Consider the following 11,715-nt stretch of genomic DNA (forward strand, 5'->3'; position numbering starts at 1 on the left):
ATGGATAACCAGTCTTAACGGCCGTGGCCTTTAAGATTAGCCTTTTTCAAAACAGACTCATATTGTTGAGACATCAAATGTGTCTGAACTTGAGCCATGAAGTCCATGATAACTACAACTACGATTAGTAGTGATGTACCGCCGAAATAGAAGCGGACATTCCATGCAATCATCATAAACTCGGGGATCAGACAGATAAAGGTAATATAGAGCGCGCCAGCCAATGTCAGGCGAGTCATTACTTTATCTATGTATTTCGCGGTCTGCTCACCCGGGCGAATACCAGGTACGAACGCACCAGACTTCTTCAAGTTATCGGCTGTCTCGCGAGGGTTAAACACCAACGCGGTATAGAAGAAACAGAAGAAAATAATCGCAGCTGCATAAAGCATCACATAAAGTGGTTGCCCTGGGCTTAGTGCCAGTGAAATATCACTTAACCAGCCTAGGTTTTCATTCTGACCGAACCACTGAGCCAGTGTACCCGGGAACAGAATAATACTTGATGCGAAAATCGCTGGAATTACACCTGCCATGTTGATTTTCAACGGCAGATGAGTGCTCTGCGCGGCGAAGACACGACGGCCCTGCTGACGCTTGGCATAGTTAACGACGATACGACGCTGACCACGCTCCATGAACACTACGAAATAAATCACAGCGAAAGAAATTACTGCAATTAACAGTAGAAGAAGTACGTGCAATTCACCTTGACGTGCTTGCTCTACAGTCTGTCCAATAGCCGGCGGCAAACCTGCAACGATACCAGTGAAAATAATCACCGAGATGCCGTTACCAATGCCACGCTCGGTAATTTGCTCACCCAACCACATTAAGAACATGGTACCGGTAACCAAACTCACAACCGCAACAAAGTAGAAACCTAGCCCTGGGTTTACAACCAGGTTAGGAATCATACTTGGTAACCCCGTCGCAATACCAATTGCTTGGAAGGTTGCCAACACTAGCGTGCCGTAACGGGTGTACTGGCTAATCTTGCGACGACCAGACTCCCCTTCCTTTTTCAACTCGGCTAACGCCGGATGAACAACCGTCAGCAACTGAACAATAATAGAGGCCGAAATATACGGCATAATGCCCAGCGCCAAGATGGAAGCACGCTCAAGTGCACCGCCAGAGAACATGTTAAACAGTTCAATGACGGTACCCTTTTGCTGTTCGAACAGATCGGCAAGTACAGCAGCGTCAATACCAGGAATAGGCACAAAAGAGCCTGCTCGGAAAATTAAGATAGCACCTAATACGAATAGCAGGCGAGTCTTAAGCTCTGCTAGGCCACCTTGTGCACTACGAAAATCTTGTCCTGGTTGTTTAGCCATCTGTACCTCATCCTCGAGTTAATTATTCCTCGATTTTACCGCCTGCAGCTTCGATAGCAGCTTTAGCGCCTTTAGTCACGCGTAGGCCTTTAACTGTAACGGCACGAGCGATCTCACCAGAAAGTACAACTTTCGCGAACTCGATGTTCTTAGTGATTACATTCGCAGCCTTTAGAGTTTCTAGGCTTACTACGTCACCTTCAACTTTCGCTAGCTCAGCTAGACGAACTTCAGCTGTTACCAGGCTCTTGCGAGAAGTAAAACCGAATTTTGGTAGACGCTGTTTCAAAGGCATCTGACCGCCTTCGAAGCCTGGACGTACAGAACCACCTGAACGTGATTTCTGACCTTTGTGACCACGGCCACAAGTTTTGCCCAAGCCAGAACCGATACCACGACCTACGCGCTTCGCAGAAGGCTTAGAACCCGCAGCCGGTGATAGAGTATTCAAACGCATACTGATTACTCCTCAACTTTAACCATGTAGTAAACTTTAGCGATCATGCCGCGTACGCAAGCAGTATCTTCAAGTTCTACAGTGTGGTTGATGCGACGAAGGCCTAGGCCACGCAAAGTAGCTTTATGCTTCGGTAGACGACCGATAGAGCTCTTTGTCTGTGTTACTTTAATAGTCTTAGCCATGTCGATTACTCCAGAATTTCTTTAACAGAAAGACCACGCTTAGCAGCGATCATCTCTGGAGAGTTCATGCCGCTCAAACCATCAATTGTCGCGCGAACGATGTTGATTGGGTTTGTTGAGCCGTATGCTTTAGCTAGTACGTTGCGAACACCCGCAACTTCTAGCACTGCACGCATTGCACCGCCGGCGATGATACCAGTACCTTCTGATGCAGGCTGCATGTACACTTTAGAACCAGTGTGGCGACCTTTAACAGCGTGGTGTAGAGTACCGTCGTTTAGCGCTACAGTAACCATGTTACGGCGTGCTTTTTCCATCGCTTTCTGGATTGCAGCAGGAACTTCACGTGCCTTACCGTAACCAAAACCGATGCGACCGTTACCGTCACCAACTACTGTTAGTGCAGTAAAGCTGAAAATACGTCCGCCTTTAACCGTCTTAGATACACGGTTAACAGCGATCAGCTTTTCATTCAAATCTGATTGTGTTTTTTCGTTAGCCATCTTCCGCCTACCTTAGAATTTCAGACCAGCTTCACGAGCAGCTTCTGCTAGTGCAGCTACACGGCCGTGGTATTGGAAACCAGAACGATCGAATGCAACTGTAGAGATGCCTTTTTCAATCGCGCGCTCAGCAATAGCTTTACCTACAGCTGTAGCAGCGTCTTTGTTACCAGTACTCTTAACCTGCTCGCGAATCGCTTTTTCTACGGTAGAAGCGGCAGCGATAACCTCAGAGCCATTTGGTGCGATTACCTGAGCGTACACGTGACGTGGAGTACGGTGTACAACTAGGCGAGTTGCGCCCAGTTCAGCAATCTTACGACGTGCTCGGGTCGCACGACGGATACGAGATGCTTTCTTATCCATAGTGTTACCTTACTTCTTCTTAGCTTCTTTAGTACGCACGACTTCGTCGGCGTAACGAACACCTTTACCTTTATAAGGTTCAGGGCTACGGTAAGCGCGAATATCAGCCGCTACTTGACCAACAACCTGCTTATCAGTACCAGTTAGTACGATTTCAGTTTGTGATGGACATTCAGCTTTGATACCGGCTGGCAATTCGTGCTCAACTGGGTGAGAGAAGCCTAGAGTTAGAGCTACAGTGTTGCCTTTGATAGCAGCACGGTAACCTACACCCTTCAGAGTAAGCTTCTTAGTAAAGCCTTCAGTAACACCAACAACCATGTTGTTAACTAGTGCACGAGCAGTACCTGCCTGTGCCCAAGCCTTATCGATACCTTCACGAGGACCGAAAGTGATGGTGTTCTCTTCCTGGGACAATACAACCGCTTCGTTGATAACGCGAACTAGTTCGCCTTTACCACCTTTAACAGTGATTTCCTGACCGTTAAGTTTAACTTCTACGCCGGCAGGAATAACTACAGGTGCTTTTGCAACACGAGACATTTCCTACTCCTATTATGCTACGTAGCAGATAATCTCACCGCCAAGACCCGCTTTGCGAGCAGCGCGGTCGGTCATAAGACCCTTGGAAGTGGATACAACAGCAATACCAAGGCCACCCATCACTGATGGAAGAGCATCTTTTTTCTTGTAGATGCGCAGACCAGGACGTGATACACGTTGGATTTGCTCGATAACTGGGTTAGCTTCGAAGTACTTAAGAGTAACTTCTAGCTCAGGCTTAACTTCACCGATTACAGTGTAGTCAGCCACGAAACCTTCTTCTTTTAGAAGAGCTGCGATAGCAACTTTCATTTTTGAAGATGGCATTTTAACAGCAACTTTTTTCGCTGCCTGACCGTTACGAAGACGGGTCAGCATATCCGAAATCGGATCTTGCATGCTCATAAGTCAATACTCCGTGATTCTAAATTGGCAACTGATTACCAGCTAGCCTTACGCAGACCCGGAATCTCGCCTTTCATGCAAGCTTCACGAACCTTGATACGGCTTAAACCGAACTTACGTAGGTAGCCGTGTGGACGTCCAGTCTGGTTACAGCGGTTACGCTGACGAGACTTCGCAGAATCACGTGGTAGTGACTGAAGTTTAAGCACTGCATTCCAGCGGTCTTCTTCAGACGCATTCACGTCGCTAATTAGAGCTTTTAGTGCAGCACGCTTTTCAGCGAACTTAACTGCAAGCTTGGCACGTTTAGCTTCGCGTGCCTTCATTGATTCTTTAGCCATTAGTAACCCTTACTTTTACTTACGGAATGGGAAGTTAAAAGCAGATAGTAGAGCGTGAGCTTCTTCATCAGACTTAGCAGAAGTTGTGATAGTGATATCAAGACCACGTACACGATCTACTTTATCGTAATCGATTTCTGGGAAGATGATCTGCTCACGAACGCCCATGCTGTAGTTACCACGACCATCGAATGATTTCGGGTTTAGACCACGGAAATCGCGAATACGAGGTACAGCAATTGAAATTAGACGCTCGAAGAAATCCCACATGCGTTCGCCACGTAGGGTTACTTTACAGCCGATAGGGTAGCCCTCACGGATCTTAAAGCCAGCAACAGACTTACGCGCTTTAGTGATTAGCGGCTTCTGACCTGCAATAGCAGTCATGTCAGCAGCAGCATTCTCTAGAAGCTTCTTGTCGTTGATCGCTTCACCCACACCCATGTTAAGTGTGATTTTTTCGATCCTTGGGACTTGCATGATACTCTGGTATTCAAACTTTTCAGAAAGTTCTTTAACTAGAGTCTCTTTGTAGTAATCATGCAGTTTCGCCATAGTGTACTACTCCAGAATTACTTGATAGTTTCGCCAGTCGATTTGAAGAAACGAACTTTTTTGTCGTCTTCGAATCGGAAGCCTACACGGTCCGCTTTACCTTCACCGTTAACGATTGCAACATTTGAGGCGTCGATCGCAGCTTCTTGCTCTACGATGCCACCCTGAACACCCATCGCCGGAACTGGCTTCTGGTGTTTCTTAACCATGTTGATACCTTCAACGATAACTTTACCGGTTGCTAGGACCTTAGTTACTTTACCTTTCTTACCTTTATCTTTACCGGTAAGAACGATAACTTCGTCGTTGCGACGGATTTTAGCTGCCATTATGTTACTCCTTACAGTACTTCTGGCGCTAGTGAAACGATTTTCATGAATTTCGCGTTGCGAAGTTCACGAGTCACTGGGCCGAAAATACGAGTACCGATCGGTTGCTCTGTAGTGTCGTTCAACAATACACAAGCATTACGGTCGAAGCGAATGACAGAGCCGTCTGGACGACGAACGCCTTTACGGGTGCGTACAACCACCGCCTTCAGAACATCACCTTTCTTAACTTTACCGCGAGGAATTGCTTCCTTAACAGTAACTTTGATGATATCACCGATATGTGCATAGCGACGGTGAGAACCACCCAGAACCTTAATACACATTACGCGACGAGCGCCGGAGTTATCGGCTGCGTCAAGCGTACTTTGCATTTGGATCATGTTAGTGCTCCGCTTATTTTAAACATCTGGACCCATCTCGGGTCGATAGACCTTTTCTTCAAAGGCGGCGAATAATAACACCATTTTCGACCGATGGGTAGACAAAAAATAAACGGCCCCAAATTTTTTTCGGGGCCGCTGTATTAACTAGTTGCTAAGTTCGCTTAAACGCGAGCTTTTTCAACTACACGTACCAGTGTCCAAGACTTAGTCTTAGACAGTGGACGACACTCACGAACTTCAACAGTATCGCCTAGGCCACACTCGTTGTTTTCGTCATGTGCGTGAAGTTTAGTCGTGCGAGTGATGTACTTACCGTAGATCGGGTGCTTCACTTTACGCTCGATAGCAACAACAATAGACTTATCGCCTTTGTCGCTAACTACACGACCAAGCTGAGTACGAATTTTATCGCTCATTATGCGCCAGCCTTCTCAGTCAGAACGGTTTTAACACGTGCGATATCGCGACGTACAGCTTTCAGAGTGTGAGTCTGCTGTAGTTGACCAGTCGCAGCCTGCATGCGCAGGTTGAACTGCTCGCGCAGTAGGCTCACAAGCTCAGCATTAAGTTCTTCAACGCTTTTAGCGCGCAGATCTTGTGCGTTCATCACATCACCGCCTTAGTTACGAATGTAGTCTTGATTGGTAGCTTACGTGCAGCAAGGTTGAATGCTTCACGAGCTAGTTCTTCAGGAACACCATCCATCTCGTATAGAACTTTACCTGGTTGAATCTGTGCTACCCAGTATTCTACGTTACCTTTACCTTTACCTTGACGAACTTCAAGAGGCTTAGATGTAATAGGTTTGTCTGGGAAGATACGAATCCAGATTTGGCCCTGACGTTTGATATGACGAGTCATAGCACGACGAGCTGCTTCGATCTGGCGAGCAGTAATGCGGCCACGGCCAACTGCTTTAAGACCAAATGAGCCGAAGCTTACGTCAGTACCGTTCGCTAAACCGCGGTTACGACCTTTGAAAGTCTTGCGGAATTTAGTGCGTTTTGGTTGCAGCATCAATAAACTCCTTATTTACGGCTTTTGCGCTGCTTCTTAGGCTTGTCAGCCTTAGGCTCAGCAACTGGCATACCGCCTAGAACTTCACCTTTGAAGATCCAAACTTTAATACCGATTACACCGTATTGGGTGTGAGCCGAAGAAGTTGCGTAATCAATGTCAGCACGAAGAGTGTGTAGAGGTACACGACCTTCACGGTACCACTCAGAACGTGCGATTTCAGCACCGCCTAGACGGCCGCTTACTTCAACCTTGATACCTTTAGCGCCAAGACGCATAGCGTTCTGAACTGCACGCTTCATAGCGCGACGGAACATAACACGACGCTCTAGCTGAGACGCGATGCTGTCTGCAACTAGTTGACCGTCTAGCTCTGGCTTACGTACTTCAGCGATGTTGATCTGAGCTGGAACACCAGCGATCTTAGCAACGCGAGCGCGTAGTTTTTCTACGTCTTCACCTTTCTTACCGATTACAACGCCTGGACGAGCAGTGTGAATAGTCACACGGATGCTCTTAGCAGGACGCTCGATAACGATGCGTGATAGAGACGCTTTTTTCAGTTCTTTAGTAAGGAACTGACGTACCTTGAAGTCGCCGTCTAGGTTGTCAGCGAACTCTTGGCTGTTAGCAAACCAAGTGGTATTCCAAGGCTTAACGATGCCTAGACGAATACCATTAGGATGTACTTTTTGACCCATTGCTTTCTCTCCTAGTCTCTTAGCGGTCTGCTACAACAACAGTGATGTGGCTAGAACGCTTCAAGATGCGATCGGCACGGCCTTTAGCACGAGGCATAATACGCTTCATGGTAGGACCTTCGTCAACGAAGATTTTTGCAACATTAAGATCATCAATGTCTGCGCCTTCGTTGTGTTCTGCGTTAGCGATAGCAGACTCTAGAACTTTCTTGATTAGATCAGCAGCTTTCTTGTTGCTGAACTGAAGAATTTCTAGAGCTTGAGCAACTGGCTTACCGCGCAGTTGATCTGCAACCAAACGAGCTTTCTGCGGCGAAATGCGAGCAAAGCGATGTTTAGCGATAGCTTCCATTACCTACTCCTTAGCGCTTCTTAGCTTTCTTATCCGCAGCGTGACCGCGGTAAGTACGTGTTGGTGCAAATTCGCCTAGCTTGTGACCGATCATTTCTTCAGAAACGAAAACAGGAACGTGCTGACGACCATTATGGACAGCGATGGTCAAACCGATCATCTGAGGGATGATCATTGAGCGACGGGACCAAGTCTTAACAGGCTTTTTGTCACCGCTTTCCACCGCTTTCTCTACCTTCTTCAGCAAGTGCAGGTCAATAAAAGGACCTTTCTTGAGAGAACGTGGCATGGCTTATCCTCTGATATTTATTACTTATTACGACGACGTACGATGTACTTGTCGGTACGCTTGTTCTTACGAGTCTTGTAACCCTTAGTTGGAACACCCCAAGGTGTAACTGGGTGACGACCGCCTGATGTACGACCTTCACCACCACCGTGTGGGTGATCAACTGGGTTCATTACAACACCACGTACAGTTGGACGAACACCGCGCCAGCGTGAAGCACCAGCTTTACCTAGCTCACGTAGCATGTGTTCTGCATTACCAACTTCACCTAGAGTCGCACGACCTTCAGCAAGAACTTTACGCATCTCACCAGAACGTAGACGTAGAGTCACATATGTGCCTGCACGTGCAATGATCTGAGCGTATGCACCAGCTGAACGAGCCAGCTGAGCACCTTTACCAGGCTTAAGCTCAACACAGTGTACAGTTGAACCTACTGGGATGTTGCGCATTGGTAGTGTGTTACCAACTTTGATAGCAGCATCTGAACCAGACTGGATCTGATCACCAGCTTGGATACCTTTTGGTGCGATGATGTAACGACGTTCACCGTCTGCGTAAAGAACCAGCGCGATGTTTGCGCTACGGTTTGGATCGTATTCCAGACGCTCAACTGTCGCTGGGATACCATCTTTATTACGCTTGAAGTCGATCATACGGTAGTGTTGTTTGTTACCACCACCGATGTGACGTACTGTGATACGACCGTTATTGTTACGACCACCAGACTTAGATTTTTTCTCTAGTAGTGGTGCGTACGGCTTACCCTTATGCAGGTCAGAGTTAACCACTTTAACTACGTGGCGACGACCTGGGGAAGTCGGCTTACATTTTACAATAGCCATTCTTCTTTGCTCCTAGCCTTACTCTGCACTACCAGCGAAGTCGATGTCTTGACCTTCTTTCAAGATAACATACGCTTTTTTCCAGTCGCTACGACGGCCTTCACGCATACCTTGACGCTTGGTCTTACCCTTGGCTACAAGAGTATTTACAGACTTAACTTCAACCTCGAACAGTTTTTCAACTGCTGCTTTGATCTCTTTCTTAGTTGCTGTCATAGCTACTTTGAATACGATAGTGTTACCGTTTTCTGCAGCCATAGTCGCTTTTTCAGAGATGTGCGGAGCACGTAGAACTTTTAAAATACGCTCTTCAGTGATCATGCTAGCATCTCCTCAACTTGCTTAACTGCAGCAGCAGTCATCACAACTTTATCGAAAGCAATCAAGCTAACTGGGTCGATTGCCGCAGCGTCACGTACGTCTACTTTGTATAGGTTACGTGCTGCTAGGAATAGATTTTCATCTAGATCGCCAGTTACGATTAGAGCATCAGTAAGCTCAAGCTCTTTCAGCTTAGCTACTAGCTCTTTAGTTTTTGGTGCTTCTACAGAGAAGTTATCAACAACGATTAGACGCTCTTGACGAACTAGCTCAGAAAGAATGCTCTTCATAGCACCACGGTACATTTTTTTGTTAACTTTTTGGCTGTGGTCCTGTGGACGAGCAGCGAAAGTTACACCACCTGTACGCCATAGTGGGCTACGAATTGTACCTGCACGAGCGCGACCTGTACCTTTCTGGCGCCATGGTTTAGCACCACCACCAGAAACGTCAGAACGAGTTTTCTGAGCACGAGTACCTTGACGAGCACCTGCTGCGTATGCAACAACTACCTGATGTACTAGCGCTTCGTTGAAATCACGCCCAAAAGTAGTTTCGGAGACAGTTAGCGCATCAGCGCCTTTGACTACCAATTCCATTACTAACTCCTTGACGTTACGCTTTAACAGCTGGTTTTACGATCACGTTGCCACCTGTAGCACCTGGTACTGCACCTTTAATAAGAAGCAGATTGCGCTCAGCGTCAACACGTACGATCTCAAGGTTCTGAGTCGTTACACGCTCAGCACCCATGTGACCAGCCATTTTCTTGCCTTTAAATACGCGACCTGGAGTTTGACATTGGCCAATTGAACCCGGAGCACGGTGAGACAAGGAGTTACCATGGGTCATATCTTGAGTACGGAAGTTCCAGCGCTTAACGCCACCCTGGAAGCCTTTACCCTTAGATGTACCAGTAACGTCTACTTTTTTGATGTCATTGAAAAGTTCAACGTTTAGCTCAGCGCCAACAGCAAACTCTTCATTGTTTTCTAGACGGAATTCCCAAAGACCGCGACCCGCTTCAACACCTGCTTTCGCAAAGTGGCCAGCTTCTGGCTTAGAAACACGGTTAGCTTTCTTAGTACCAGTAGTTACCTGGATTGCGTTGTAGCCGTCAGTTTCAACAGATTTAACCTGAGAAACGCGGTTAGCTTCAACTTCAACCACAGTTACTGGGATAGAAACGCCATCTTCGGTAAATACGCGGGTCATGCCCACTTTACGACCGATTAGACCAATCATTCTCTTATCTCCCCTTAACCTAGGCTGATCTGGACGTCAACGCCAGCAGCTAGATCTAGACGCATAAGAGCATCAACAGTTTTGTCTGTTGGCTCAACGATGTCGATAAGGCGCTTGTGAGTACGGATTTCGTACTGGTCACGTGCGTCCTTATTAACGTGTGGAGAAATAAGAACAGTGAAACGTTCTTTGCGAGTAGGTAGAGGGATTGGACCCTTAACCTGCGCGCCAGTACGCTTAGCTGTTTCAACGATTTCCGCAGTAGACTGGTCGATCAGACGGTGATCGAACGCCTTTAGGCGGATACGAATACGTTGGTTCTGCATTAGACAGAGCTCCAAATAAAAAATTACACAAACAATATCGCCACTCACGCTCGATAAGACGAGGGAATGCCGATTGATTCATGTGAACGTAGTATCCCGTTTGGATACATTGTCAGTCAATTTAATGACTGCGAACATAAGTCAGAGTGTACATTGTAAAACCGTTTAAAAAACGATTTCTTCCTCGATGCTTATTGGTTCACAACCGTCTTCAGTGAGACAGTGGGGAGCATTATACAGATCACATTTTTGAACGCAAGCCCTGTAGGAAAAATAATCACATTCGTGCTGGGTGCTGGGTGCTGGGTGCTGGGTGCTGGGTGCTGGGTGCTGGGTGCTGGGTGCTGGGTGCTGAAAATTAACGGGCAAGAGTGGCCGTGTCAAACAACCTAGCCTTCACGATTTTCCTTCGGCTATTTGCCCTGCCCTGCTTAGCTGATCATGGCTTGGCCCAAACCGCGCTTTCATAGCTTCAACCTCAATTAGCGCTGAGGCAGAGACGTGAGTAATGGTGCTACATATAGAAGGAAAGGACTAGCTGGCTTTTTTCAAGGTCGTGTTGGCGACGGTCTCTTCGATCACCTCTTTGGCAGTTCGGATACATTTGCCGCACATGGAACCGAGTGGTGTCACCTGGCGGATCCCGCGGATGTCGGTGATCCCGTGCTCCTGTGTCAGCTTCATGATTTTTTTATCGGAGATTCCGTGGCAGAGGCAAACGTACATTTCACTTCCATCTTTAAAAGTCAGAGCAGACAATATAAACGAGAATAGTTTCCATTACCAGTTATAACAGCCCCACTATTAGATAGATCTGTTATTAGCCATAGAGGAATAATCTGCAAAATATTATATGCACAGCAGTGTCAAACTAATAAGGCATAACAAACTAGTGATTCACGTCAGTCGAAAAAACAGCAGATACAAAAAAGGGAGCCGAAGCTCCCTTTTATCAGTTGTTCAATGGTTACTTAAAATTAAGCAACGATTGTAGCAACAACACCAGCACCAACTGTACGGCCACCTTCACGGATAGCGAAGCGTAGACCTTCGTCCATTGCGATTGGGCAGATTAGTGTAACAGTCATAGAGATGTTATCACCAGGCATTACCATTTCAACGCCTTCTGGTAGCTCGATAGTACCAGTTACGTCAGTTGTACGGAAGTAGAACTGTGGACGGTAACCTTTGAAGAAAGGAGTGTGACGA

24 protein-coding genes are annotated in these 11,715 nt (G+C 46.9%); all 24 read right to left on the bottom strand.

All coding sequences use genetic code 11. The features are described 5' to 3' along the window. Positions 1-14 precede the first annotated feature (14 nt). Positions 15-1,340 carry a preprotein translocase subunit SecY gene (gene secY, locus MD588_RS25135; protein WP_265700676.1) on the bottom strand — a complete coding sequence of 442 codons (1,326 nt, stop codon included), beginning with the start codon at positions 1,338-1,340 and terminating at the stop codon, positions 15-17. A 22-nt stretch (positions 1,341-1,362) separates the two neighbouring features. After that, entirely contained in the window at positions 1,363-1,797 is a 435-nt protein-coding gene (gene rplO, locus MD588_RS25140; protein WP_075762911.1) for a 50S ribosomal protein L15, read from the bottom strand. 5 nt (positions 1,798-1,802) lie between these two features. Next, positions 1,803-1,982 (bottom strand): 50S ribosomal protein L30, encoded by a 180-nt coding sequence (gene rpmD, locus MD588_RS25145; protein WP_265700679.1) that lies wholly within the window; start codon positions 1,980-1,982, stop codon positions 1,803-1,805. Positions 1,983-1,987: 5 nt separating this feature from the next. After that, positions 1,988-2,485: a 30S ribosomal protein S5 gene (gene rpsE / locus MD588_RS25150; RefSeq protein ID WP_075762912.1), complete on the bottom strand. Its 498-nt coding sequence runs from the start codon at positions 2,483-2,485 to the stop codon at positions 1,988-1,990. Between the two features lie 12 nt (positions 2,486-2,497). Next, entirely contained in the window at positions 2,498-2,851 is a 354-nt protein-coding gene (gene rplR, locus MD588_RS25155; protein ID WP_265700681.1) for a 50S ribosomal protein L18, read from the bottom strand. A gap of 9 nt (positions 2,852-2,860) precedes the next feature. Further along, positions 2,861-3,394: a 50S ribosomal protein L6 gene (rplF, locus tag MD588_RS25160; protein ID WP_265700682.1), complete on the bottom strand. Its 534-nt coding sequence runs from the start codon at positions 3,392-3,394 to the stop codon at positions 2,861-2,863. Positions 3,395-3,406: 12 nt separating this feature from the next. Then, the gene (rpsH, locus tag MD588_RS25165; protein ID WP_075762914.1) at positions 3,407-3,799 is read right to left on the bottom strand and encodes a 30S ribosomal protein S8; all 393 of its coding nucleotides are present in this window, start codon (positions 3,797-3,799) and stop codon (positions 3,407-3,409) included. A 35-nt stretch (positions 3,800-3,834) separates the two neighbouring features. Next, positions 3,835-4,140 carry a 30S ribosomal protein S14 gene (rpsN, locus tag MD588_RS25170; protein ID WP_107299061.1) on the bottom strand — a complete coding sequence of 102 codons (306 nt, stop codon included), beginning with the start codon at positions 4,138-4,140 and terminating at the stop codon, positions 3,835-3,837. 15 nt (positions 4,141-4,155) lie between these two features. After that, positions 4,156-4,695 (bottom strand): 50S ribosomal protein L5, encoded by a 540-nt coding sequence (gene rplE, locus MD588_RS25175; protein WP_265700684.1) that lies wholly within the window; start codon positions 4,693-4,695, stop codon positions 4,156-4,158. 17 nt (positions 4,696-4,712) lie between these two features. Further along, entirely contained in the window at positions 4,713-5,024 is a 312-nt protein-coding gene (rplX, locus tag MD588_RS25180; protein WP_075762917.1) for a 50S ribosomal protein L24, read from the bottom strand. 11 nt (positions 5,025-5,035) lie between these two features. After that, positions 5,036-5,407 (bottom strand): 50S ribosomal protein L14, encoded by a 372-nt coding sequence (gene rplN / locus MD588_RS25185; protein ID WP_265700687.1) that lies wholly within the window; start codon positions 5,405-5,407, stop codon positions 5,036-5,038. 164 nt (positions 5,408-5,571) lie between these two features. Next, a complete protein-coding gene (gene rpsQ, locus MD588_RS25190) occupies positions 5,572-5,826 on the bottom strand; it encodes a 30S ribosomal protein S17 (protein ID WP_265700689.1) in 255 nt (84 codons plus the stop codon). Continuing rightward, complete coding sequence (rpmC, locus tag MD588_RS25195; protein WP_128786467.1) at positions 5,826-6,017, bottom strand: 50S ribosomal protein L29; 192 nt, start codon at positions 6,015-6,017, stop codon at positions 5,826-5,828. The genes rpsQ and rpmC overlap by 1 nt, the downstream gene beginning before the upstream one ends. Next, positions 6,017-6,427 (bottom strand): 50S ribosomal protein L16, encoded by a 411-nt coding sequence (gene rplP, locus MD588_RS25200; RefSeq protein WP_265700691.1) that lies wholly within the window; start codon positions 6,425-6,427, stop codon positions 6,017-6,019. Before rplP ends, rpmC begins: the two co-directional genes overlap by 1 nt. A gap of 11 nt (positions 6,428-6,438) precedes the next feature. After that, on the bottom strand, positions 6,439-7,128 hold the full coding sequence (gene rpsC / locus MD588_RS25205; RefSeq protein ID WP_265700692.1) for a 30S ribosomal protein S3: 690 nt from the start codon (positions 7,126-7,128) through the stop codon (positions 6,439-6,441). A 19-nt stretch (positions 7,129-7,147) separates the two neighbouring features. Further along, positions 7,148-7,480, bottom strand: coding sequence for a 50S ribosomal protein L22 (gene rplV / locus MD588_RS25210; RefSeq protein WP_255389251.1), 333 nt, complete (start codon positions 7,478-7,480; stop codon positions 7,148-7,150). A 10-nt stretch (positions 7,481-7,490) separates the two neighbouring features. Further along, positions 7,491-7,769: a 30S ribosomal protein S19 gene (gene rpsS / locus MD588_RS25215; RefSeq protein ID WP_007469141.1), complete on the bottom strand. Its 279-nt coding sequence runs from the start codon at positions 7,767-7,769 to the stop codon at positions 7,491-7,493. Between the two features lie 20 nt (positions 7,770-7,789). Further along, on the bottom strand, positions 7,790-8,614 hold the full coding sequence (gene rplB / locus MD588_RS25220; RefSeq protein ID WP_265700694.1) for a 50S ribosomal protein L2: 825 nt from the start codon (positions 8,612-8,614) through the stop codon (positions 7,790-7,792). Between the two features lie 18 nt (positions 8,615-8,632). Next, on the bottom strand, positions 8,633-8,935 hold the full coding sequence (gene rplW, locus MD588_RS25225) for a 50S ribosomal protein L23 (protein ID WP_075762923.1): 303 nt from the start codon (positions 8,933-8,935) through the stop codon (positions 8,633-8,635). Then, entirely contained in the window at positions 8,932-9,534 is a 603-nt protein-coding gene (rplD, locus tag MD588_RS25230; RefSeq protein WP_128786456.1) for a 50S ribosomal protein L4, read from the bottom strand. Before rplD ends, rplW begins: the two co-directional genes overlap by 4 nt. 16 nt (positions 9,535-9,550) lie before the next feature. Further along, positions 9,551-10,180 (bottom strand): 50S ribosomal protein L3, encoded by a 630-nt coding sequence (gene rplC, locus MD588_RS25235; RefSeq protein ID WP_075762925.1) that lies wholly within the window; start codon positions 10,178-10,180, stop codon positions 9,551-9,553. A 14-nt stretch (positions 10,181-10,194) separates the two neighbouring features. Next, a complete protein-coding gene (gene rpsJ / locus MD588_RS25240; protein ID WP_002541412.1) occupies positions 10,195-10,506 on the bottom strand; it encodes a 30S ribosomal protein S10 in 312 nt (103 codons plus the stop codon). A gap of 534 nt (positions 10,507-11,040) precedes the next feature. Next, complete coding sequence (locus MD588_RS25245) at positions 11,041-11,232, bottom strand: (2Fe-2S)-binding protein (protein WP_265700700.1); 192 nt, start codon at positions 11,230-11,232, stop codon at positions 11,041-11,043. A gap of 251 nt (positions 11,233-11,483) precedes the next feature. Further along, the coding region (locus MD588_RS25250) for an EF-Tu C-terminal domain-related protein (protein WP_456107238.1) at positions 11,484-11,715 on the bottom strand (232 nt) is incomplete at its 5' end.

The sequence above is a fragment of the Photobacterium obscurum genome (assembly GCF_026191635.1).
Taxonomy (GTDB): Bacteria; Pseudomonadota; Gammaproteobacteria; order Enterobacterales; family Vibrionaceae; genus Photobacterium; species Photobacterium obscurum.